This window comes from Shewanella sp. CAL98-MNA-CIBAN-0140, from assembly GCF_040309905.1.
Lineage (GTDB): Bacteria > Pseudomonadota > Gammaproteobacteria > Enterobacterales > Shewanellaceae > Shewanella > Shewanella psychromarinicola.
In genome coordinates, this window is the sequence record NZ_JBEOPI010000005.1 from 37,735 (window position 1) to 60,689 (window position 22,955).

The window sequence follows — 22,955 nt, forward strand, 5'->3', positions numbered from 1 at the left end:
ATGATTATTTCGATCCACTTAGCATTTATCATAAAAGGGTTTAACTCAGGGTTGAACTAAATTAACCAAAAGGGTTTGGATGCGACTAAAAATTTTACATTGTGTCGATGATGCTGAAATGGGTGGCGTTAATTTTGCGTTACAGGCGTTATGCCATTCTCCATTATTAGCAAAACAATGTGATTTTGAGGTGCGATATCTTGATTTAACTGTTCCGACTCGAGTTCGCACAGACGCTGATATTATTTGTTTTCATGGGGCATCAAATTGGCGCAAACTCATTGGCTTAATTTGTTTAAAGTTACAATATCCTCGCACGCCTTTTTTACTTCAAGAGCATCATTACAGCCAACATTTTGTTAATGAGCAAATTGTTTCTACGAAACGTTTTTATCGTATGCTGAAATGGACTTATGCCTTAATGGATACTGTTATTGCCATTTCAACCTCGCAACAACAATGGATGCTCACTCATCATTTAATCAAGCCGGAGTCGATAGCATTGCTAGGACAGGGTCGTGACTTGAGTGCATTTGTTCCCATGGTTTCAAATAATCTTTCAACGCCCGACAATATTACTGCGCCAAGAATACCTATTATCGCCGCATATGGCCGGTTTCATCATCAGAAAGGTTTTGATGTGTTACTGCAAGCTATGGCGAATATTCCAGTCCACAGTTGTCAATTAATACTCGGCGGTGAAGGACCTCAATTAGCACAACTAGAGGCGCTAGCATCGCATTTACCTCACGTTAGTATTGTTGGATGCATTAATGACGTTCCTGCTTTTTTAAGCCAATGTGATGCGGTAATTATCCCATCACGATGGGAACCCTTTGGATTGGTGTTTATTGAAGCCAGTTCCATGGCTAAATGGATAATATCGACTTCTGTAGATGGTTTAGGAGATCAATTAGTCTCTCATTTTCAGCGAGATCTCGGTCCAGCTTGCATAACGATTGAACACGCTAATGCTGAAGCCATTCAACAAGCTATTCATAGGTTTTTACAACAGTGGCAAACCGATCCAGCCCCCCTGACTGACTCTGAAACGTTAGCATTATGGCGTCATACCCAATGGCAGCAATTACAACATCAATGGCTTAATATGATTAATGCATTGATGTAATCTGATGTTTTTAATCGCCTCCCAGCATAAATCTAAAATATTACCGAATAAGTTCAGTTTGGCCTCTCGCATGTGTTAATCATTTTCAATTTGCATTTATTTTGCAATTTGCAATTCGAGATTTAATGTAAGTTTTTGAAATATAACAGCTAAAATGTTGGCTTGTTATTTGCTTACTATTAATTACGATAAGTGAAAGATGGGAACACCAATATGAATTTACTTTTTTCTAACATGTTATCTCGTTATCCCCTTTATAGAGGCTTTACGTTAGGTGCTTTGACATTAGCTATGTCGAGTGCTGCACAAGCAAGTGAACCTTTTGAAGCCTGCCCAAACGAAGCGTTTATTATCCAAACGCCAGCATCTAAGCCTATTGTATATGGTGTCGATCTCGGAACCGGTAGCTACCTTACCTTATCCAGCAATATGGGCATTGATGCCGCCTTAAATGGTACGGGTTTTAGTTATAACGACAATTACCTTTATGGCTGGGATTATCAACATCAAACGTTGGCCCGGATAGGTGCTGACTATCAGGCTCAACCTTTGACATTAATTAAAGATTCTGCCGCAACTGCTGCAGGCAATTTTTATGTTGGCGATGTCGCGTTAACTGAAAACGTCTGGTACGGATATAGGAAAAAAGTCGGTTTATTTCGGGTAGATTTAAATGTTGTCCCATTAACCATGGATTTGGTGGCTGGCAGTCAATCAATGGCCAATTACAATATTACCGATTTTGCATTTCACCCAAACAATGGCTTTTTATATGCCGTGACTAATGGCAAATCAGGTGAATTAATTTCAATAGATCCTTCAACAGGAGGGCATGAAAGCTTAGGCATAGTGATTACTTCAGATAGTAACTTTACCTTTGGCGCCCAGTTTTTTGATCCACAAGGTAATTTGTATATCAGTAATAATGGCAACGGAAATGTTTATAAGGTCAATGTTGAACAGCCGCAACCCAGTGCAGAACTATTTTCATATGGCCCATCTTCAACATCCAATGACGGTGCGCGATGTGCATTAGCAGAGGTTCCTGTTGGGGATGCGGTAGATTTTGGTGATGCACCAGTGAGTTATGGCACTCTTATGACTGATAATGGTGCGCGCCATGGCATTGATGGATCAATGGCTTTAGGGTTACTCAATGATAGTGAATCAGACGGTTATCCAGATCCGCTTTCAGACGATGTGAGTGATGGTATTGATGATGAAGATGGCATCAGTATGCCAACTGGATTTGAAATTGGTGAAGATGCCATTTTGCTGGTGACTACACAAGGAAAAGCAGGTTTTTTAAATGCTTGGATTGATTGGGCACAAGATGGCCAGTTTGATGAAGAAGATCGCATCGTCTCAGGTCAATCTGTAAGTGCAGGTTCCCATACATTGCTAATATCAGTGCCTAATTGGGCTAAAGCGGGTCCAACTTGGTCACGTTTTCGATTAAGTTCAGTCGCTGATATTTTACCTACAGGTGGTGTCAGTGACGGCGAAGTTGAAGATTATCCTATTACCGTTACCGAAACGGGTATCACCATGACTTACTACCCATCATCTTCAGGTTTTACGACGTTAGCTTATGAAGATTTGTATCCCGACCAAGGCGACTTTGATATGAACGATGTCGTTATGCAGCTCAGGATCACCCAATTTGTTAAAGATAACCAAGTGCGGCGTGTTGGCTTTAACGCACAACTTGTTGCTATGGGAGCTTGGTACCACAATGGTTTTGCTATTCAATTACCCGGTATAGCACGAAATAATGTACAAGAGTCAGCTATTGAGTGGACGGTACAAGGACAGAAACAAACTCACTCGCCTTTAGAAGCGGGGCAAACTAATGCAGTTATGGTGCTGAGTGACGATTTATGGAAACATGCAACTAAAGGCAATGGTTGTGAATATTTCCGTACTGAACTTGGTTGCGGTACCAGTTATCGTGCCAACTGGCAAATGACGGTGCCCTTTGTGAATGCGGTTGATGAAGCCTTAATGCCTGATTTTCCTTATGATCCGTTTATTTTTGCGACACCCAATACTGACCATGGTTTAGCTGCTAAAAATATTAATGGCGGCAAAAATCCCGGCCGATCTCTTGAAGTTCATTTAAAAAATAAACTCCCCACCGATTTATTTAATCCAGCCTTTTTAGGTCAACGTGACGATGCGTCTAATGTTGCACTAGGACAATACTTTCAAGATCAAAATGGAATGAGTTGGGCAATTGAAGTACCTGACACATGGAAACACCCCATTGAACTACAACGACTTGATCATACCTATGTGGAGTTTGTTGATTTTGCTGCCGATGCTAGCGGTAATAGTAACCCTTATTGGTATATCAATGCAGATAGCGAGTTAATTTTTAAAGACTAGTTGTGACGCTGTAATGCAACGTAAAAATAAAATACTGAACAATGATACTAATAAATAGAAGGCGAACTAATATGAGATTTACTTCAACTGTTACCCTGCATATTAAGCAACAGATCAAGATGGCCCTGCAACAAAGTCGCGGGTTAATTGTCACTGGTGCGAGTCTATCTACTTTAGCTCTGCTGACCGCTTGTGGCGGAGGTGGTGGAGATGATGACTCTTCTAAAGCGTCAGTCACGCCGCCAACGACAATCACTACACCGATCACCACACCACCAGCAACTACGATACCAACCACGCCGATAGTTATTCCTGTTGTGGATCCTACTTCACTCGATGACTTAGTCGTTGATCCTGATTATGATTTACAAGCGGCTTTTACTCTTTTAGTGCAGGTGGATCTTGCTACAAGTCAGCGAGGATATTTTTCATTATGTGATGATTATCAACAACAAAATCAGATAATTACGGTTAATTATGAGTCGTGTTTGTTACGTGGGGCGCTTAATAATGGCCAATTGAATGAACAATTACTTGTAGCAAATCATCAACGGAATCTAATGGCGGTGGTGTGGTTTTATGATGGCAGCGCACCGCAATACCAACAATGGCAATATTCGTCAGACAGTGCAGGGCAGCAGTTAGCCATAAACTAGTATCTTGACTTGTTGCTTAGGATTAAGCCAAGTCATGATTATTCAGCCAATGCGACAGCATTAATCATATATTCAACAAAGACTTTGGCAACAGCGGATAAACAACTATCTGTCGGGTAAATGATATTAATGTCTTTGAATCCGGCACTGAGTTCAGGTAATACATTAATTAATTGCTGACTTTCAACGGCCTCGGCCGCAATGATCTGAGGCAATAAGCTAATGCCTGCACCACCTAAACAAAAATGATACAAGGAGTTGTAATCACTGCAAATAATTTTATGGTTGCTGCTAATCTCTGCATGTGGAAATATCCATTTATCTTCTAATACCCCCTCTGCAGAGCGATACCCCAATAATGAGTGGTAATGTAAATCATCAATGGTCTCAATTACCGATGATTGTTCAAGATAAAGGTTGCTGGCATACATTTTTCGTTCAAAGGTCATCAGTTTTTTTGCGCAAAGATTGCCTTTGCTGTCATCACTGACATTGAGCATGCAATCTAGATCTAAGCGCTTTAGGTCTTGGATTTGCCCCTGCACAACAAACACTTCTAACTGTACTTGTGGATAATCATGAATAAAATTAGCAATATATTTATCCATAAGCTTGTCAACAAAAGGCAGTAAACCAATGCGTAATTTGCCTTGAACTTCATCATGGCGATGTTTGAACACATCACTAGCATGATTGAATTGATTAACTAAAGGTTCGATTTGAACAAGATACTGTCGACCCGCTGAGGTTAATGTCATGACTCTTGTCGTGCGGGTAAATAGCGGCGCACCAAGCTGTTTTTCCATATCACCAATACGACGACTGACTAATGCTCTGCGAGTATCTAAAGATTTTGCAGCTTTAGAAAAACTGCCTAACTTTGCTACAGCAATGAATAGTTCTAAATCTTTTATATTCAATATGGCAACCTATACAGCTTAAACTGTGGGTAATAAATGCTTTTCAAATGGAATTTTGAGTATTAATGACATTGAATATATTGATAATAAGCAGGCATGCTCGCGAGCCTTATTCGCCACAAATAACAAACTTAATTCAGTTTGTTTAGCGATGAATTTAATGATTAATCAACTATTAGGTCCCTTACTCAAGGCTAAAATTAATTAATTACTTTATTTTGTATAATAATTTTTGCTTGCTCTTTTGTCAATTTAGGCTCTCATTAAAGCAGTTAGATCATCACAAGTAAGTGATTTTAGTGACTTTGATATTACCTTAGTGAGTAGGTTATCTCTCTTGTTAGGGGAATTGTTGATATAAAATAGGTGAAGTATTGCACGCCATTATCTCGCTATTTAAGATATAATGCCTCGCAGATTTCTGGGAGGAAAAATGGACGTATCATCATTATTAGACGGCCTAAACGATAAGCAGCGTGAGGCAGTCGGCGCACCACTTTCAAATATGTTGGTGTTAGCGGGTGCCGGCAGTGGTAAAACCCGTGTATTAACCCATCGTATTGCGTGGTTAATGCAAGTTGAACAACAAAGTCCATATTCTATTTTGGCAGTCACCTTCACCAATAAAGCCGCAGCAGAAATGCGTGAACGGGTGGAGAAGGTCGTGGGCACTAACATGGGGCGGATGTGGATAGGCACCTTCCATGGTTTAGCTCACCGGTTATTGCGCACTCATTATCAAGATGCCAATTTACCACAAAGCTTCCAGATTATTGATTCAGACGACCAGTTGCGTTTACTCAAACGCATTCTTAAAAGCCTTAATTTAGACGAGAAGCAGTATCCTCCTCGTCAGGCCCAAGGCTATATTAATGGTAAGAAAGATCAAGGTCTTCGCCCTAAGCATATTGATGCAGGCAGCTTTCCGATTGAGCAAAACTTACTCAACATTTATAAGATTTACCAAGAGTCTTGCGATCGTGCCGGTTTGGTCGACTTTGCGGAAATCTTATTACGTGCGCATGAGTTATGGCTTAATAAACCGCATTTACTGACCCATTATCAAGAGCGCTTCCGTCATATTTTAGTTGATGAGTTTCAAGATACCAACGCGATTCAATACGCGTGGATCCGTGTGTTAGCCGGTAAAACAGCCAATGTGATGATTGTCGGTGATGATGACCAATCCATTTATGGTTGGCGTGGCGCGCAAATTGAAAACTTACATCGTTTCTTAAAAGACTTTTCTGAGGCTAAAACGATTCGGTTAGAACAAAATTACCGTTCAACAGCGAATATTTTGAACGCTTCTAACTCTGTGATTGCCAATAATCCTGATCGTTTAGGCAAAGAGTTATGGACTGAAGATAAAGATGGCGAGCCCATTTCAGTCTATTGCGCCTTTAATGAGATGGACGAAGCCAAGTTCATTGTCAGTCGCATTAGCGAGTGGCATGAAAAAGGCGGCAGTTTGAGCGAGTGCGCCATTCTATATCGTTCAAATGCGCAATCGCGAGTATTAGAGGAAGCCTTTTTACATAAAGGGTTAGCGTATCGTATTTACGGTGGCTTGCGCTTCTTCGAGCGTCAAGAAATTAAAGATGCGATGGGCTATATGCGTCTTATCAATAACAAAGATGATGATGCCGCATTCGAACGTGTGGTCAATACCCCAGCTCGTGGTATTGGCGATCGAACGTTGGACATTGTACGCTCAACCGCAAGACAGCATGAGCTAACACTTTGGCAAGCCTGTGTGCGTTTGGTCGAAGAAAAAGTACTCGCTGGGCGTGCAGCTAATGCCATAAATGGCTTTATGGAACTGATCATCTCGATGCGAACGGATACTGCAGATATGGTGCTGTATACCATGACTGATAATGTGATTGATCGTTCAGGCTTGCGTACTATGTACGAGGCTGAAAAAGGCGAGAAAGCCCAAGCGCGAATTGAAAACTTAAACGAACTCGTTACCGCTGCCCGCAGTTTTGAAATGCCTGAAGAGCTTGAAGACATAGGCGAGCTTAATGCCTTTTTATCCCATGCCGCACTAGAAGCTGGCGAAGGCCAAGCGGATGCCTTTACCGATGCAGTGCAGTTGATGACCTTACATTCGGCCAAGGGACTTGAGTTCCCAATGGTGTTTATGGCGGGCGTAGAGGAAGGATTATTCCCGAGTAAAATGGCTCTGGATGAAGGCGACCGGTTAGATGAAGAGCGCCGTTTGTGTTATGTCGGTATGACCCGTGCAATGCAAAAACTGTACATCAGTTATGCGGAGTCGCGTCGTATTTATGGCCGTGAAGATTATGCTAGCCCATCACGGTTTATTAACGAAATTCCTGAAAAGTTTGTTGAACAAATTCGTATCCGTGCTCAGGTGAAGCCATCGATTAGCAAGCGTTTTCCTGCTCGCCCTGCGACGGTTACCACTAAACCGAATGGTTTTAATGATACCGGTTATCGAGTTGGCTCTAAAGTGAAGCACTTTAAGTTTGGTGAAGGCAAGGTGATTAACTTTGAAGGCTCAGGTGAAAAAGGGCGTGTTCAGGTTGAGTTTGTCGATTTCGGCAGCAAATGGCTGTTGGTGTCGTTAGCAAAACTAGAGCGTTGCTAATCTGTTGCGTTTGCTAAATCATGGAGAGATGACACCAATGCGATTGCAAGACAAGCTGCATGCATATGCACGATTAATGCGGATCGATAGACCCATTGGCACCTTACTTCTACTGTGGCCGTGTTTAATGGCGCTGGTGTTAGCGGCTCAAGGTATGCCAGACATTAAGGTATTGCTGATATTTATTGTCGGTGTGGTGATTATGCGTGCTAATGGTTGCATTATTAATGACTTTGCCGATCGTAACTTAGATGCCCATGTCGAACGTACCAGTATGCGGCCGTTGGTGTCGGGTGTGGTCAGCGCCAAAGAAGCCCTAGGGTTGTTTGTTGTGTTGGGGCTCGCCGCATTTAGCTTAGTCTTATGGCTCAATCCACTGGTAGTGCAGCTATCTGTCGTTGGCATTGCGTTAACTGTGATGTATCCGTTTATGAAACGGATTACCAATATGCCGCAAATGTTTTTGGGCATTGTATGGAGCTGGTCTATTCCGATGGCTTATGCCGCTCAACTCGGCGAAGTCCCCGCTGAAGCTTGGTGGTTATTTATGGCTAATTGGTGCTGGACGGTGGCTTACGACACCATGTATGCCATCGTCGATCGCGACGATGATTTAAAAGTGGGCATTAAATCAACCGCCATTTTATTTGGCCGTTACGATAGGCAGATTATCGGCTTATTTCAACTTGCCGCCCTAGGGTGTTTTGTGATGGCGGGATTGATGGCTGAGCGTGGAGTGATTTATGGCTTGGGCATTATCAGCTTTGTTGCGTTTGCTGTGTATCAGCAAGGGTTAATTTATGGTCATGAACGTGCGCCATGTTTTAAGGCTTTTTTAAACAACAACTGGGCAGGTATGGTTTTGTTTATCGCGCTAAGTGCTGACTATGTTATTTCTGCAGCGGTATAATCACGACAAAGCATGAAATGGAATTGAGTTAATGGTTTATTACCATAGGGCAGGGATGCATGAATGAAAACAACTCCTTGGTTAATCGGTGCGATAATATGTTGTTGGTTATCCCTAGCCAGTGAGTCCGCGAACAATGATGCTTTACTGGCTGGCTTACCAAGCAACGCTGTCGATGTGCATTCCACAGCTGCAGTAGTCACTATTCCTCGTACCCGCCAATTTGTGCTTAACGATGGCGATCGCCACTATCAAGTGATGATCAAACTACCTAAAGATTACCGCAACAATCGTACTCATCATTACCCTGTAGTCTATATGACGGACTCCATGTATAGCTTGCAAGTGGTGTCTGGTGCGACGCGATTTCCAATGAACAGCAACATGATGCAACAAGCTATTTTAGTCGCCATAGGCTATCAGAGGCCGAGCAAAGGTTCGGCGAGTAGGATCCGCGACTATACCCCAAGTCACGATGCGAGTTGGAAACTACCCACTGGTGAGGCCAAGCGGCACGTTGCCTTTATCAGCCAGGTTGTTATGCCCTTTATTGAAAAAAACTATCGAGTCGACACACAACAAAATACCTTTGTGGGTAATTCGTTAGGCGGGTTACTCGGCGCACATATTTTATTAGAACAGCCAACGCTATTTGCGTATTACGTGTTGGGTAGCCCATCTCTATGGTTCGACAATAAACAATTGTTGCAGCAGTTTGCTCAGCGTTTTAGTCAAACACCAGCAATATCTGCCGAGGTGTTTATTGGCATTGGTGAATTAGAGAAACCACCTTATACCCATGATGGTCATCAGATGGTTGCAGATGCTGAGGCTTTTTATCAAATACTCCAATCTCACCCATCTGCTCAAACCGGCACATTACAACTGAAACTATTGGTGATCCCCGAGGCCGATCATTCGATGGCTTTTCCTACTACCGCGATTCATGGTTTAACTTGGCTGTTCAAGCGCAATTTTTCGTGATCCCCATTTACGGCAATTTTTAGTAACAATTTTCACGCCAATCAATAGCAGTGAAACTAATGTTTGCTGATATGTTAACGACTTGTATCATCTCGTTTATATTCAGAATAATGATATGGCGTGGGTTAATAACATCTACAGGGATAAGTATTTAATGAGAGCCACGGTTAAGTATCGGTTAGTCTTTTTAGCCTTAATGGTGTTTAGCTTTGTAATAGGCGTTCAGTGGACGCCAGAGTCGTTAACGAGTGAAGCTGACAAGCGGTCGTTATACCTTATTTGTGCATTGTATTTTGTATTACTGCCTTTGAGCTACTGGTACTGCATTATTAAAATGGGTGCTCAGAAACTGTGGAAACTGATTGTCATTTTCAGTCTAAGCAGCTTGGTTGCTCGGTTAAGTTTCCCTGCCGAAGTCGCGCACTATTTTGAGTTTATTGCATGGTTACGTTATCCGATTATTGCGGTATTGCTGGTCATTGAATTGTACTTGGTGGTGAGTGTTGTTCGTGGCTTGATTAAGGTGCGAAAGCTTAAGGGCGATCCTAGAGTCGGGGCGGTAGAAACGTATCGGGATGGCGATGAAAAAAGCTTAACTATCGCACTTATTATGGCCAGTGAAGCGACTAACTGGTTTTATTCAATCCCTTGGTTTTCACGTCATCATCCGGTGGCCATCGCTAATATTAACCTCAACAGTGCAACGCGCTGGCATGTGTGGCTTATGCTATTTGGTTGTATTACCGCATCTTGTAGCAGTTATTTATTACTGGTTTCATGGAGCGAATGGGTGGCGATTATTGTCTCGAGCATTATTGCCTATACCTTGATGTCTATCGTGGCTAACCATCGGCTATCGCGTTATTACTCTTTGTATTTAATCAGAGATAACTTAGTGATCAATAATTCATTGTGGGGATTTATGGTGGTGAACATTGCCGATATTGCCAGTGTCGCTGCTCAAGAATCAACTGAATTAAATAAAGATGAGCCAGAAACCATTATTATTGGCCGTGGGCAGAGTAATGTCACTATTACCTTAAACCATCCGGTCATTTATCATGGTGGTATGGGCCAGTTACCCGAACCCATGATTACGATACATTTGAGTGTGGATGAGCCACAGCTGCTAATTCAGGCGCTTAATAATAAAGTCTCAGTGGCCGCGTAGTCATAAAAAGCTCATAAAAAATGCGCTGATAAAAGCGCATTTTTTATGAGTCAATCAGTACTACCAAGTGAAAACCCAGTCGTTGATTTGTTGATTAGTTTCGTACTAGTTTGGTTAAGTCTGCAGGGCGATAATAAACTGACTTTAATACTTTGCCTTGGCGCACAACTTTACCTGCCATTTCGACGTCTTTAGCGCACTTAGCAATAATAAACTCACCTTTAGTGCTACCGACAATCTCGACACCTTGTTTAGCGTAATGGGCAATGGTTTCGTCGAGTTCTTTGTGGTTGCGGCATACTTTACTCATGTTGCTTGAGTGCACTTCATCCCAGCATTGAATAAAATCAATTTGACGGTTTTTAGCGACGTTGAGCAATAAATCGATAAGGTAACTGATCTCAAGGCGATCGCTTACCTGAGACGCACCTAAGTGCACTAAACGGCCCATTAACACATAAACAGAGTCAACAATCGCATCGGCTTGTTCGATGCGAGAGTCGGCTTCAGCAAGCTCGGTCATTTCTTCAATAATTAATGATGTGTGTAAGGTATCTGCTTTGTCGTCTAGGCTAGCACTGTCATTAACCGGTAAATCAAAAGTGCTGCGAAACTCAAAAATGTCGCGATATAAATGGTTAAAAATGGATTGGTCTAAAACAGATAACTTCATTATAAAATAAGCCTAAAAATTGAAAAAATGGTGATAATGGTAATGAATTAAGGCGGAATCTACAAGGAAAACGGCGACCTTCGGTCTGCCGTTGTTGAGATAAAAAGAACCGCCCTAGAGAAGTCGGGATTGGACAGTAGTTGAAAATCACCTTGAACTATGAAATTACAGTTTGGTGTACTTAGCAATAAGTCTATCTAAATAAGGCTGTATGTCGTCGTCTGTCCAATCAATATAACCACGAACAAAACCAACAAGATTGCCTTTTCCATCCAGAATGAAGCTGGCTGGGATTAAATCTGCAGGCATGATGTAGTCGATGTTTTTTTCAGGGTCTAGCCATGTTTCATAGCCTGTAATACCGTGCGCTTTAAAGAAAGGAGCAATTGCATTGGTATCTTCATCGATTGATATTGGTAAAAGGACAAAATCTTTGTCTTTATTTCGTTGCTGTATTTCCTGCATAGCCGGTATTTCTTTAGCACAGGGGGCGCACCATGTTGCCCATAAATTTACCATCACTAACTTGCCGTGATATTGCTGCAAATCTACCTTATTTTTCTGTTGATCCATAAAGTGTATATCAGCAATCTTTCTAGCATGATGCAGTTCAACAAAGCGCGACATTACCAGAGGTTTTTCAATAGGGTCGCCGGTTTTATAGACTCTAACATCCACAGGTGACGCAGGTGCATTTAAATGAATACTGGCGGTAAGGATTAACAGTGTTAAAGGAAGCAATTTATTCATAATTTTTCTCGTCTATTACAGATTTTTCGTTAGCTGATTGCCGTTTGTGTTGTGTCATTACCCAGCTAATACCGCCGACAATGGACAGAATAATCAACATAAAAGGTATGAGCCATAGTGCGAATGTGCCGCTATTGATGCTTGGGTTATAACGGATCCTTTCACCAAAGCGTGCCACCATAAAATCAATGATTTGCTGTTTAGATTGACCTTCATCTAATTGTTTAAAAATGTGGCCTTTCAACTCATTAGCAATTTGTGTTTGTGAGTCAAAAAGACTGCGATTATCAGAAGAAGGGCAGCGAAGCTCTTGGGCAATCTCAAAACCCAATTTGCGCTTTTCTTCTGGGCTATACATTGCGGTATCAGCGAGTACTGACGGAATGAACACACACAGTAATATTGTTATCATCATGACTCTTAAATTCATGAGATGAGTTCCTGTAAAGTGTAAGTGGATGGTAAAGTCTTTAACTGTGTGGTGGGTTGGTGATAGCGGCTTGTTAATACGATAAAAAAACCGCCAAACATCATTAATATCGCGCCAATCCAAAGCCAGCTCACCATAGGTTTATAGCTGATACGGATTAAGTATTCAGTCTCATTTAACTTGGTGCCCATTGATACATATAAATCTTGAAACGCCGTAGAGTAAACACTAGCGGCAGTGGTTTGCATGCCATTAGTTTTAAAGGTTTGACGTTGAGGATAAACATAACCCACGGTTTTTTCGTCTAAATCCATAATACGGATATTGGCTTGCAGGGCATCAAAGCTTGTTGCCGTTATCTGCTGGGTTTGCTCAAATACAAAGATATATCCGGCCAACTCTCTGCCTTGACCTGGCCCCATACTTAGGACTTCTTCTTGTTCAAAATGAGAGACAACAGTACCCGCAAGAATTGCTATTGCAATGCCAAAGTGCGCTAAGCACATGCCAAAAAAGCGGTATGATTGAGTGGTTTTTGTTTTACTTTTAAGGAGCTGATACATCGCGAGGCAAGTGCAAGCTATAATCCATATAGTGGCCAGTAAGCCAAAGAAAAACCATGCATTAGTACGCTCTGTATTGACACTGATAAGTATCACTAGTGCAACACAAACGAATAGCAAAAGCAGTGGGCGTTTTAAGCTGGATAATTTTTCTTGTTGCCAACTTATCAAAGGTGCTAATCCCATCAGGAAACTCAGGATGAAAATAATGGGCACAAAAATACTGTTGAAATAAGGTGCGCCGACTGAGATTGTGTTGTTAGTGATGACGTTATAAATAATTGGGTAGTAGCTGCCTAGTAGCACCGACAGACCAGCTACCACCAATAAGAGGTTACCAAGCAATATAAGTGTGTTTTTGGAAAAAGGACTGAACCTGTCTTCTGCAGTTATATAAGAAATACGGCTTGCAAATAACGCTAAAGCTCCACCAGATAACACCACAAGCAGAAAGAGAATTGACATACCACGGGTGGGATCAGCAGCAAAGGCATGCACAGATTGTACAACGCCAGAGCGAACGATAAAGGTGCCAAGTAAGCTAAGTGAAAAAGCCAATATCGCTAAGAATAGCGTGAATTTTTTACATTGCCCTAAGCGCTGAGTCATGGTTACTGAATGCACTAAAGCTGTCGCCACAAGCCATGGAATAAACGAGGCATTTTCTACAGGATCCCAAAACCACCAACCACCCCAGCCAAGTTCGTTATAAGCCCACCACGAACCAAACGCATTGCCACCGGTTAGAAACACCCACGCCATAATAGCCCAAGGGCGCATATATTGTGCTTGTTGTTGGGTGAATTGTTTTCCGAGCAATGCGGATACTGAACTTGCAAAGCAAACCGTTAAGCCGACATAACCGAGGAACAATAGCGGTGGGTGAATAATTAAACCGATGTTTTGTAATATTGGATTTAAGTCTCGGCCTTCAATTGGAAAGTTCGGTAGAAGCCTAACAAAGGGGTTTGATGTGAAAATGATAAATAAACTAAAACCCAAAATGACCAAGGCTAATACCGATACGGTACGGACAAAAAACGCTTCATTATTCTCTGTCTTTCTATTGGCGATTAATGCCGTCCAAAATGCAATGGCACTGACCCAGAAAAGCATTGAACCTTCATGGCTTCCCCAAACTGCGGCAATTTTATAGAAGGTGGCCAGTTGAGTATTAGAGTGGTTCGCCACATAAGCAACAGAGAAGTCATTACAGATAAAGCTAAGCGTTAGGCAGGTAACTGCAGCCATAAAGGCTAATAACATCATATTACTTAATGGACGGTAATAGCTGATTAAATATCGGTTGCCTTTATATAACCCGAATAATGGAATGGTGGCCAATAATAATGAAAGGCTTGTGGCTATGATTATCAGTAAATGTCCAATTTCTGGGATCATCTTATATATACCTAGTTATATTAATCATGTATGTAGTTAATTTTTACTCATTGGTTTTTACTCATTGAGTCGTGAAATTTGATAATTAAAAAACTTAATGAATAAAGTTAAATAAACATTATCTTTGTTGATGTTTATTTTCTGTGAGGCTGATCTTATTCGTATTTCAATTATTTTAAGATGAGAGTTTTTTATATTAACAAATATATTTTTAGATTTTTTTATAGCTAAAAAATCGGTATTTTTATATAAAAAATAATCTAAAATAAAATCCAAGTTATTGTAATTAAAGACTTTATTTTGTTTTATGTTTTGTTATTTCTGAGTCGTTTTTCTATGTGATCTTGCGCATGGTTAGCCCTGTAATTACCTTTAAAATGCCTCTTGCTCAAATTAATTATATCGTTCGCTGAACTGCCAGGTTTGGTGGAGAAAAATAGAGTAATGATGATGAGGATTGGGACAATGAAACAGGGTAAATACAAGCTAGCTGCACTCAGTGTGCTGCTTTGTCTTGGCGCTGTAGGTACTGTTAATGCAGGCGGAAAGGCAACAAGTGAAAAGTCGATGGGGCATACCGCATTAGAAGTAATTGAACATTCTAATGGTGTTGAAAAAACTAAAGGGGTTAAAACACTACAAGATTATATTGTTCAGGAAAAAGAATTATTTGATTTTCTTTTTCAAAATCACCCATTATTTAAATATCATGAAGAAGGTAATTTAATTGGTGAGTATCATGTAAGCGACCGGGGTGAAGAATATCTCGATACTGGTAATAGCCCTGTATATAGTGAAATGGTTGGTCGCCCAAGTGCGGTTCAATATCGTTTAGGCGCGAAATCAATTCTTGATTATCCAAATAAGTTTGTTGGTCCTGAAAAATGTGGTGAATGTCATGCTGTCCAATATGAAGCATGGAGCCGCTCTCGTCATGCGAAGACAATTCGTTTCCCTGGCGACCATCCAGAAGTTGATAACGATCTTAAAAAGCCAATGTATGGCACTAAAGATACGTCTATCTTAGCTGACGGTATTACGCCTGATGCCATCTATGCAACTGTCGGTACGCCTCGTACTAAATATGGTTTCATCGATAGTTACCTTGTTCGTGGCACATACCATATTCGTGATGGTTTACTTATTGAAGGCACCGGTAAAATGGTCGCTGGTGGTAACCAATTCTCACGTGGTTGGGCCGAATGGTTAACCCCTGCCATGGCGGCAAAAATCAATGCTGTTATCCCTGAGTTCCCAGCCACTAACGACGGTAAAGCTTTTGGCGCAAGTGGTTCTCATCAAATCGGCATGAGCTCATACGGAGCGAAATACGAAAAAGAAATGCTGTTCCAACCAGCAAGTTCTTATTGTGAAGTGTGCCATAGCTTCAAGTTTGATTTCCAATCTAAAGATGAATACTTTGCCGCATTAGGCGACCCTAAAAAACTACAAGAACATACTATTTCTAAAGGTATTGCCTGTGAAGAGTGTCATGGCGCTGGGGGTCACTTAGACGGTGGGAATGGCGGCGGAATGCCTTCTAACTGTGAGCGTTGTCATCAACGTTTTAATTTTGTACCTGATTTAGCTAAAACAGAGAAAGGTAAAGAGAAGTTAGAGTATGCATTTGGTGTGAAAATGAAGTCTGCATGTCCATCATGTGGTACTGAAGGTTCGCAAATGTTCGCTTCTATGCATTATGAAAAAGGCATGCGTTGTTCTACTTGTCATGATCCACATGAAGTAACAAGCAACGATTGGAAGTCTGGTTATACCAAACCAAAAATGAAGAAAGAGTGCTCTGATTGTCATGCTGCACAAGCTGAAATCGTAGAGAACACTAAGTCTCATAGCGAACAAACCTGTACAAGTTGTCATATGCCGAACATGGGTAGTTGTGAAAACTTCACTGCTATGCAGTTCCCTGACCAAGCAGGCTTCGACGCGGTGCGTAAGTCGCATATGTGGAAGATTGAAATAGATCCAACTAATAAGACTCTTAACCCGCCTGAAGGTGAGCCTCGTGTATCAAGTACTAAAGGTTGGACTGTTGCTAAAAATGCAAACGGTAATAACTACTTAGACTTAATGTGGTCATGTGCACGTACTGCAATCTCTGATGATAACGTTGTTAATGGCAAAGGTTGTCATAGTCAGTTCCAATCCGAACTCGATCCAAGCTTACATTACGAAGACCAACAAGAGATTTATGGTGAAGTGATGAAGTGGCAAACACCGATTAAAGACACCTACGCTCAGGTTGTGGTTGCACTGGATGGTATCGATAAACTGCTAGAAGTCACTAAATTATCCGTTGAAGATAAATCACAAGTACTTTTACTTACTGATAAAGCTCAAGATGCTGTAACGCTTCTTAAGAAAGACGGTTCTTGGGGGGTGCATGGTGCACGTTATAGCCAAAAACGTATCGATGCTGCGATGACATATGTCACCCAAGCTCAAGCAATTATCAATAAAAATAGTATGTAAATCAATAATGGTTTCCCGCAATAGCGGGAAGCCATTTACCGATATTCCGACATCGCTGTGATGACGAGATATGTAGAGAGAATGTAATGAAAAAACTACTTAGCACCATTTTGATTTCAGTGTCGTTGTTAGTCGTATTTAACACTCCAGTATTCGCTGGCGGCGGCGGAGAGATGACTCTTGCTCCAGTATATGACATTCAGCTTAACCCGATCTCAATGCGTGAGGCTGAGACGTTAATAGGCAAAGAGGATGTTTATTTTTTTGATGTGAACACGATGGAGTTATGGGCTGAAGGATATATTCCGGGTGCTATTTATTTCAACGTTAAAAATTGGAAAAAACTACTTCCAAAAAATAAGGATGCCGTAATGATTTTCTACTGTGCAAATCCTTTATGCACTTCCAGCGCAATGGCGGCCAGAGAAACTGTGAAAATCGGTTATACCGGCGTTAGGCATATGAGCGAGGGCATTTATGGATGGCGCTTATCAGGTAGGCCAACAGAGAAACCATAACCCTTTATTTCAGATTAATAGCTATTGGTAATTTACTGATAGGTAAAACTCAATAATGTGAGAATTCTTTATGAAAAATCTTAGCAAAAGTGCGTTAACCATTGCGACGTGTATTTCGTTAGTACTATCAGCCAGCAGTGTTGCGAGTGATGGATTGGCAAGTGATGTTGAAAAACAGTCTTATAGTATAGGCGCTTCGGTAGGTAATTATTTATCAAACCAAATTTTTAATCAAACAGAGCTAGGTGCAAAAGTCGACGTTCAAGACGTTATTGATGGAGTGATTGATGCGTTAAAAGATCAGCAAAAAATCACTGATGAGGACGTCATCACTTACTTGAATGAGCGAAGTGAATTATTGAATTTATTAAACACCCAAAAAGATGAAAAAATGGCGTTAGCAAGTCGTAAAGCTAGCGAAGATTATTTAACGAAAAACAAAGATAAATCAGGTGTAAAAGTGACAGACACCGGTTTGCAGTATGAAGTGTTAACCCTTGGTGACGGTATTAAACCTAAGGCTGAAGATGTGGTGACAGTGAAATACAAAGGTTCATTGATTGATGGCACTGTCTTTGAAGAAACCACCGAACCAGTGCGTTTTGCATTGTTAACGGCTATTGACGGTTGGGAAGAAGGTTTACGTCTAATGCCTGTTGGTTCAACTTTTCGATTCACTATTCCATCTGAGTTGGCTTACGGCGCAGAGGGCGCGGGTAATATTCCTGGTGAAACAGCCTTAGTGTTTGAGGTTGAGTTAGTTAAGTCCGAAAAACCAAGTGAAAAAGCCAAAGGAATGGGGCTGAGTGGTATGGGAATGGAAGGCATGATGAACCAATCAATAGCGGGTAAATAGCCTAGTTAACGTAACAACTTATTCAATTCAAAGAAGAGACACTTATGAATATTCTGGCCTTAGGTATTGCAATATGTCTGAGTATATTTATCGGACTCTTCTGGCTTCATCACAGTGCATACAACCGTAATTTGAGCAGTACTGTGGTGAAAAATAATAGCAGAGTGACTAAAGGTGTTAGCAAGGCTGTAAACGTTGAACTTAATGAGTTCAATGGTCTTGCTACCGCTCATTATCCTTTTGGGATGTCAGTCATCGTGTTGATCTTTTCGATATCTATTTATGCCAGTGGAGGACATTTTCAAGGTTGGGATCAGGGTAGAGTTGATGACAATGTGGATTATCTTGTCGCTGCTAACATCACGAAAGGGCGGATGCAAGTTGAGCAACAACCACAAGATGAAAGGGCACTTATGGCGTTAGCGCAGTCTTATGCCGAAGGCGGCTTATATGCTGACTCGGTCGGGACGCTAACCCAGCTTATTTCTTTGGTCGGCAACGACGCTGAACTCTTAGGGATGAAAGCAACATCAATGTATTACCGTGATGCTCGCACATTCGGGCCTGAAACAAAGCAAGTGATTGATACCGCTTTGTCTATCCAAAGTGACGAGCTTCATACTCGAATGCTACTTGCAACAGACGCTTACTTAAATGGTGAGTATGCAATAGCCATCGAGCATTGGCAGATTTTACTAACAAACCAATCTCAACCTTTTAATCGACAATCTATTACTAATGCAATTATAAAAGCCGAATTTCAATTGGACGAAGTGAATCAATAATTTCGTCATTTGAATTTACAGCCGAACCAATAAATACCTGTCAGCCAATGCTGATATAGGGAGGGTGTTGTGAGTGAGAATATAGAGAGACGGAGGTTTCTAAAAGGTGTTGGGGCTGCTTCTTTAATTTGGGGACCGATGGGTTGTACCTCAGTTGAAGACGAAAGTTCTAATACGAATAAACCTCATTATGTCATGGTGTTTGATCAAAACAAATGTACTGGATGTGGAGAGTGCAAGCTGGCTTGTAATACAGCAAACAACTTACCTGAGGGGAAGTCAAAGTGTTTGATGGAACATCAATCGGGTGGAGTAGAAGGTAAAGCTTGCCCACACTGTGGTAAAGACAAATGTAACTGCGAACGTAAGTTTGTACGTGTTTCTTGTCAACAGTGTAAAAATGCACCATGTGTCAGTGTATGCCCAACTGGTGCAGCACATAGAGATCCTAAAACTGGGATTGTGACCATGGATAAAAGTAAGTGTGCCGGTTGTAAATATTGTATTGGCGCCTGTCCTTATAATGCTCGTTTCATAAATGAAGATACCAATGTCGCTGATAACTGTGATTTTTGTTTAAGTAGCAAGTTATCAAAAGGCGAGTTACCAGCATGTGTACAGCTATGTAAATATGACGCATTGGTTTTTGGTGATATTAACGACCCAAACTCATATGTGAATAAATTATTGGCAGTCAAAGACTCTGTTCGTATGAAACCTCAGTTTGGTACTGAGCCGAGTTTACGTTACATACCAGTCGTTAAATTGGGGGTATAAGATGGACGGTTCAATGGAATTCACCATGGGGTTATCCAAAGGGATAGCGTGGCCATGGCCTATTGCAGTGTACTTGTTTTTAGCAGGGATCTCTGGTGGTGCTTTAGTTGTTGCGTTAGCTCTTCGGTTTATTAAATGCCAAACCGCTAACACACCTTTGTATAAAGCTGCCGCGTTAATTTCGTTCGTTACGATAAGTTTAGGTATGTTATGTCTAGTGTTAGATTTAACTAACCCTATGTTCTTCTGGCGTATTTTGGTGTTTTACAATTTAACTTCAGTAATGTCACTTGGGGTTATCGCGCTTTGTGCTTATATCCCATTAACAGCGGTGTTGTGTCTTTATGCCTTTGAAGATGACATAAAAGCTATTAAGGGGTTAAGCATACTATTGCCACTTATTAGTATGTTGAAGCCAATTCGTCGTCCATTAGAATTATTAACTTTGATTCTTGCTATGTCGGTTTGTGCATATACAGGCTTCTTAATTTCAGCACTAATTCGTTTCCCACTGATTAATACTGCAGTGTTACCTGCATTATTTATCGCATCTGGTATTTCTGCTGGTGCAGCAGCATCAAAAATGGTGTCGGTTTTAGTGTTTAAAGAAGACTTACACAGTAGTGAGTTAAAGCTGTTACACGGTGCAGAATGGCCGATCATGATTACTGAAATTTTGTTTATTGTGATGATTGCCATGTCACTTGCTACGGGTAATGAAGGTGCGCAATCTGCATTTTCTGCATTTACTAGTGGTGTATGGGCTAACTTGTTCTGGGTTGGGGTAGTTGGGGTTGGTTTCTTAGGCCCCATCTTACTTAACTTTGCCACAGGTAGAACCTTTAGCCATTCAGCCAAAGCGTTCTACTTATCAGGTGTATGTGTCATTAGTGGCATGATGTGCCTACGTTTGTTCATCTTATATGCGGGGCAAACTTACGGTATTTAATCAGTTTTGAGGGCTGCCCTTTATTAATTGACTCCCCCGCTGCTTTTAGGGGGAGCTCTTTCAATGTGATTGTTTACTGTTAAGTGTGAATTATATGAATAGAATTTATGTTTTACTGTTGTTTATCCCGATGCTATTTGCTTGCGGCCCTCAAAATGATGGGCTAACAATGCACAACTCTCAGGCTATTCACGATCATGACCGTTGTCATATGTGCGGCATGATGATCACAAAATACCCAGGACCTAAAGGTGAGGTGTTGTTAAAAAATAGTGATGTAATCCCCAAGTTTTGCTCAACTAGAGACATGTTCAATTTTATTTTACAGCCGGAGAATCAACGGCAAGTAAGCCAAGTTTATGTGCATGATATGGCAAAAACATCATGGGAAATGCCTAAAGATGATTCCTTTATTGATGGAGTAAAGGCTTGGTATGTTTATGGCTCGAATCGTAAAGGTGTTATGGGGCCTTCCGTTGGCTCATTTAGTAGTGCAGATGCAGCGCAAAATTTCGCTAATGAGTTTGGCGGTGCAGTGTTGGCATATGATGAGATCACACTCGAAGTATTAGGTGAAGGAATGTCGCACGAAAAGGGCATGTCACACAAAAAGGGCATGTCACACAAAAAAACATGAGTCATTAATGCTAGTCTCAAATAAAGTGGCTTTTTATAAGGTCACTTTCATTGGGCACTATTACGTTTGAGTAGAGTGGTATGACAATGAGACTTGCTAGTTTGTTATCTATTTTTATGGGCATACTCATTCTGCCAAGTACTGCTGCTGAAATACAGGTGAAAGATCCACTAAGCTTACAACTAAAAATTCAGCAAGCACATTCTTATGACACGTTAGTCTTGCATCCAGCCGTTTTTCAGGGGCAATTTATCATAGATAAACCGCTCATTATTATTGGTAAGCCCGGCGCAGAAATAGACGCGTTGGGTTATGGCAGTGCAATAACGATAGCAAGCTCAGATGTTAAGCTTCGATCGTTAAAAATTGTCAATTGGGGGGCAGACCAATATGAGCTAAATGCCGCAATATTAATTAACGACGGCATTAATAATGTGTTAATTGAAAATAACGAATTATGGGGTCCAAGCTTTGGTATTCGAGCAGATAATGGTGATTTTTTATCGATTAAAAACAATGTGATTACTGGTAGCAGCCAAGGACATATTTTGGACAGAGGAGATGGTATTTACTTAAAGCGGGTCGATAATGCCGTCATTCAATTCAACGAGATTAAACATGTGAGAGATGGCATTTATCTTGAGTCAGGTAAGTATAGTTTGGTGAGCGATAATTACTTTGTTAACCAGCAATATGGCTTGCACTATATGTATACCGCTCATGATGAAGCATTTAATAATTATGCTGAAGATGTTGATGGTGGTTTTGCATTAATGAGTTCTGAGAAAATCAAGTTACATCATAATCGAGTTCAATCGGCCCAACGTTTTGGTGTGTTACTGAACATGACTAATCACTCTGAAGTATCTGCAAACCGGGTCAATAAAATTGTTAATTCACATGCGAAAGTTGCGGGAAGTGAAGGCCGTGGGATGTTTATTTACGGTGCACGTGATAATGCAGTGTTTGATAATAATTTTTCCAATAGTGAGGTAGGTATTTATATGGCGATGGGCGGTGAAGGCAATAAGATTTACCGTAATCAATTTATTAATAACCAGGCTCAGGTTAAATATGTTGGTGATAGCCTCGTTGAGTGGAGTTATGAACGTCAGGGGAATTATTGGAGTCGTTTCATTGGTTGGGATCTGACGGGGAATGGTATTAGTGAGCAGGCTTATCAGCCAAGTGATCAATTAGATCGTTTGTATTGGCTTTATCCAGAAGCGCAATTTCTATTAAAAAGTCCAGTCGCGCAACTACTTCGCTGGACGCAACATCAATTTAAAATTATGCCTGAATCAGGAGTAATTGATAGTTTTCCTATGATGAGCCCCCCCCCAAGTTGATA

At 41.1% G+C, this 22,955-nt stretch carries 20 protein-coding genes; 15 read left to right on the plus strand and 5 right to left on the minus strand.

The genetic code is table 11. The features are described 5' to 3' along the window. The first annotated feature begins 79 nt into the window (after positions 1 to 79). The 3 genes from AAEY93_RS04005 (at position 80) to AAEY93_RS04015 (ending at position 4,173) form a co-directional block, all read left to right on the plus strand. The gene (locus AAEY93_RS04005; RefSeq protein WP_124012511.1) at positions 80 to 1,129 is read left to right on the plus strand and encodes a glycosyltransferase family 4 protein; all 1,050 of its coding nucleotides are present in this window, start codon (positions 80 to 82) and stop codon (positions 1,127 to 1,129) included. Between the two features lie 213 nt (positions 1,130 to 1,342). Beyond that, complete coding sequence (locus AAEY93_RS04010) at positions 1,343 to 3,517, plus strand: LruC domain-containing protein (protein ID WP_351075091.1); 2,175 nt, start codon at positions 1,343 to 1,345, stop codon at positions 3,515 to 3,517. Between the two features lie 71 nt (positions 3,518 to 3,588). Then, on the plus strand, positions 3,589 to 4,173 hold the full coding sequence (locus AAEY93_RS04015; RefSeq protein WP_233768618.1) for a hypothetical protein: 585 nt from the start codon (positions 3,589 to 3,591) through the stop codon (positions 4,171 to 4,173). Between the two features lie 38 nt (positions 4,174 to 4,211). Here the strand turns inward: AAEY93_RS04015 and AAEY93_RS04020 are convergent, their stop codons facing one another. Further along, positions 4,212 to 5,093, minus strand: coding sequence for a LysR family transcriptional regulator (locus AAEY93_RS04020; RefSeq protein WP_124012510.1), 882 nt, complete (start codon positions 5,091 to 5,093; stop codon positions 4,212 to 4,214). Between the two features lie 433 nt (positions 5,094 to 5,526). Here AAEY93_RS04020 and uvrD point away from each other — a divergent pair, with 433 nt between their 5' ends. From uvrD to AAEY93_RS04040, 4 genes are all read left to right on the plus strand, one after another. After that, complete coding sequence (gene uvrD, locus AAEY93_RS04025) at positions 5,527 to 7,710, plus strand: DNA helicase II (RefSeq protein WP_101034028.1); 2,184 nt, start codon at positions 5,527 to 5,529, stop codon at positions 7,708 to 7,710. 37 nt (positions 7,711 to 7,747) lie between these two features. Next, positions 7,748 to 8,620: a 4-hydroxybenzoate octaprenyltransferase gene (gene ubiA / locus AAEY93_RS04030; protein ID WP_351075176.1), complete on the plus strand. Its 873-nt coding sequence runs from the start codon at positions 7,748 to 7,750 to the stop codon at positions 8,618 to 8,620. 63 nt (positions 8,621 to 8,683) lie between these two features. Continuing rightward, positions 8,684 to 9,604, plus strand: coding sequence for an alpha/beta hydrolase (locus tag AAEY93_RS04035; RefSeq protein WP_124012508.1), 921 nt, complete (start codon positions 8,684 to 8,686; stop codon positions 9,602 to 9,604). A gap of 154 nt (positions 9,605 to 9,758) precedes the next feature. Then, positions 9,759 to 10,775: a hypothetical protein gene (locus AAEY93_RS04040; protein WP_124012507.1), complete on the plus strand. Its 1,017-nt coding sequence runs from the start codon at positions 9,759 to 9,761 to the stop codon at positions 10,773 to 10,775. A gap of 94 nt (positions 10,776 to 10,869) precedes the next feature. On the opposite strand, the gene AAEY93_RS04045 is transcribed toward AAEY93_RS04040, so the two are convergent. The 4 genes from AAEY93_RS04045 to AAEY93_RS04060 form a co-directional block, all read right to left on the minus strand. Then, positions 10,870 to 11,448, minus strand: coding sequence for a nucleoside triphosphate pyrophosphohydrolase family protein (locus AAEY93_RS04045; RefSeq protein ID WP_124012506.1), 579 nt, complete (start codon positions 11,446 to 11,448; stop codon positions 10,870 to 10,872). Between the two features lie 165 nt (positions 11,449 to 11,613). Next, positions 11,614 to 12,198: a TlpA family protein disulfide reductase gene (locus AAEY93_RS04050; protein WP_124012505.1), complete on the minus strand. Its 585-nt coding sequence runs from the start codon at positions 12,196 to 12,198 to the stop codon at positions 11,614 to 11,616. Further along, the gene (locus tag AAEY93_RS04055) at positions 12,191 to 12,628 is read right to left on the minus strand and encodes a cytochrome c-type biogenesis protein (protein WP_124012504.1); all 438 of its coding nucleotides are present in this window, start codon (positions 12,626 to 12,628) and stop codon (positions 12,191 to 12,193) included. The genes AAEY93_RS04050 and AAEY93_RS04055 overlap by 8 nt, the downstream gene beginning before the upstream one ends. Further along, positions 12,625 to 14,592 (minus strand): heme lyase CcmF/NrfE family subunit, encoded by a 1,968-nt coding sequence (locus AAEY93_RS04060; protein WP_233768619.1) that lies wholly within the window; start codon positions 14,590 to 14,592, stop codon positions 12,625 to 12,627. The genes AAEY93_RS04055 and AAEY93_RS04060 overlap by 4 nt, the downstream gene beginning before the upstream one ends. 465 nt (positions 14,593 to 15,057) lie before the next feature. Here AAEY93_RS04060 and AAEY93_RS04065 point away from each other — a divergent pair, with 465 nt between their 5' ends. From AAEY93_RS04065 to nosD, 8 genes are all read left to right on the plus strand, one after another. Then, complete coding sequence (locus AAEY93_RS04065) at positions 15,058 to 17,082, plus strand: multiheme c-type cytochrome (RefSeq protein ID WP_124012502.1); 2,025 nt, start codon at positions 15,058 to 15,060, stop codon at positions 17,080 to 17,082. Between the two features lie 86 nt (positions 17,083 to 17,168). Next, complete coding sequence (locus AAEY93_RS04070) at positions 17,169 to 17,600, plus strand: rhodanese-like domain-containing protein (protein WP_124012501.1); 432 nt, start codon at positions 17,169 to 17,171, stop codon at positions 17,598 to 17,600. A gap of 70 nt (positions 17,601 to 17,670) precedes the next feature. Continuing rightward, positions 17,671 to 18,456, plus strand: a complete 786-nt coding sequence (locus tag AAEY93_RS04075) for an FKBP-type peptidyl-prolyl cis-trans isomerase (protein WP_124012500.1) — start codon at positions 17,671 to 17,673, stop codon at positions 18,454 to 18,456. Positions 18,457 to 18,500: 44 nt separating this feature from the next. Next, a complete protein-coding gene (locus tag AAEY93_RS04080) occupies positions 18,501 to 19,241 on the plus strand; it encodes a nitrite reductase (RefSeq protein WP_351075098.1) in 741 nt (246 codons plus the stop codon). Positions 19,242 to 19,310: 69 nt separating this feature from the next. Continuing rightward, the gene (locus AAEY93_RS04085; RefSeq protein WP_351075100.1) at positions 19,311 to 20,018 is read left to right on the plus strand and encodes a 4Fe-4S dicluster domain-containing protein; all 708 of its coding nucleotides are present in this window, start codon (positions 19,311 to 19,313) and stop codon (positions 20,016 to 20,018) included. A gap of 1 nt (position 20,019) precedes the next feature. Further along, positions 20,020 to 20,967: an NrfD/PsrC family molybdoenzyme membrane anchor subunit gene (nrfD, locus tag AAEY93_RS04090; RefSeq protein WP_124012497.1), complete on the plus strand. Its 948-nt coding sequence runs from the start codon at positions 20,020 to 20,022 to the stop codon at positions 20,965 to 20,967. A gap of 94 nt (positions 20,968 to 21,061) precedes the next feature. Continuing rightward, positions 21,062 to 21,604 carry a nitrous oxide reductase accessory protein NosL gene (locus AAEY93_RS04095; protein WP_351075102.1) on the plus strand — a complete coding sequence of 181 codons (543 nt, stop codon included), beginning with the start codon at positions 21,062 to 21,064 and terminating at the stop codon, positions 21,602 to 21,604. An 80-nt stretch (positions 21,605 to 21,684) separates the two neighbouring features. Further along, positions 21,685 to 22,953: a nitrous oxide reductase family maturation protein NosD gene (nosD, locus tag AAEY93_RS04100; protein WP_351075104.1), complete on the plus strand. Its 1,269-nt coding sequence runs from the start codon at positions 21,685 to 21,687 to the stop codon at positions 22,951 to 22,953. Positions 22,954 to 22,955 lie beyond the last annotated feature (2 nt).

Excerpts from the sequence above, each read along its gene's own strand:
- AAEY93_RS04005 (WP_124012511.1), top strand. The coding sequence starts at position 80 with ATGCGACTAAAAATTTTACATTGTGTCGATGATGCTGAAATGGGTGGC.
- AAEY93_RS04010 (WP_351075091.1), top strand. The coding sequence starts at position 1,343 with ATGAATTTACTTTTTTCTAACATGTTATCTCGTTATCCCCTTTATAGA.
- AAEY93_RS04015 (WP_233768618.1), top strand. The coding sequence starts at position 3,589 with ATGAGATTTACTTCAACTGTTACCCTGCATATTAAGCAACAGATCAAG.
- uvrD (WP_101034028.1), top strand. The coding sequence starts at position 5,527 with ATGGACGTATCATCATTATTAGACGGCCTAAACGATAAGCAGCGTGAG.
- ubiA (WP_351075176.1), top strand. The coding sequence starts at position 7,748 with ATGCGATTGCAAGACAAGCTGCATGCATATGCACGATTAATGCGGATC.
- AAEY93_RS04035 (WP_124012508.1), top strand. The coding sequence starts at position 8,684 with ATGAAAACAACTCCTTGGTTAATCGGTGCGATAATATGTTGTTGGTTA.
- AAEY93_RS04040 (WP_124012507.1), top strand. The coding sequence starts at position 9,759 with ATGAGAGCCACGGTTAAGTATCGGTTAGTCTTTTTAGCCTTAATGGTG.
- AAEY93_RS04045 (WP_124012506.1), bottom strand. The coding sequence starts at position 11,448 with ATGAAGTTATCTGTTTTAGACCAATCCATTTTTAACCATTTATATCGC.
- AAEY93_RS04050 (WP_124012505.1), bottom strand. The coding sequence starts at position 12,198 with ATGAATAAATTGCTTCCTTTAACACTGTTAATCCTTACCGCCAGTATT.
- AAEY93_RS04055 (WP_124012504.1), bottom strand. The coding sequence starts at position 12,628 with ATGAATTTAAGAGTCATGATGATAACAATATTACTGTGTGTGTTCATT.
- AAEY93_RS04060 (WP_233768619.1), bottom strand. The coding sequence starts at position 14,592 with ATGATCCCAGAAATTGGACATTTACTGATAATCATAGCCACAAGCCTT.
- AAEY93_RS04065 (WP_124012502.1), top strand. The coding sequence starts at position 15,058 with ATGAAACAGGGTAAATACAAGCTAGCTGCACTCAGTGTGCTGCTTTGT.
- AAEY93_RS04070 (WP_124012501.1), top strand. The coding sequence starts at position 17,169 with ATGAAAAAACTACTTAGCACCATTTTGATTTCAGTGTCGTTGTTAGTC.
- AAEY93_RS04075 (WP_124012500.1), top strand. The coding sequence starts at position 17,671 with ATGAAAAATCTTAGCAAAAGTGCGTTAACCATTGCGACGTGTATTTCG.
- AAEY93_RS04080 (WP_351075098.1), top strand. The coding sequence starts at position 18,501 with ATGAATATTCTGGCCTTAGGTATTGCAATATGTCTGAGTATATTTATC.
- nrfD (WP_124012497.1), top strand. The coding sequence starts at position 20,020 with ATGGACGGTTCAATGGAATTCACCATGGGGTTATCCAAAGGGATAGCG.
- AAEY93_RS04095 (WP_351075102.1), top strand. The coding sequence starts at position 21,062 with ATGAATAGAATTTATGTTTTACTGTTGTTTATCCCGATGCTATTTGCT.
- nosD (WP_351075104.1), top strand. The coding sequence starts at position 21,685 with ATGACAATGAGACTTGCTAGTTTGTTATCTATTTTTATGGGCATACTC.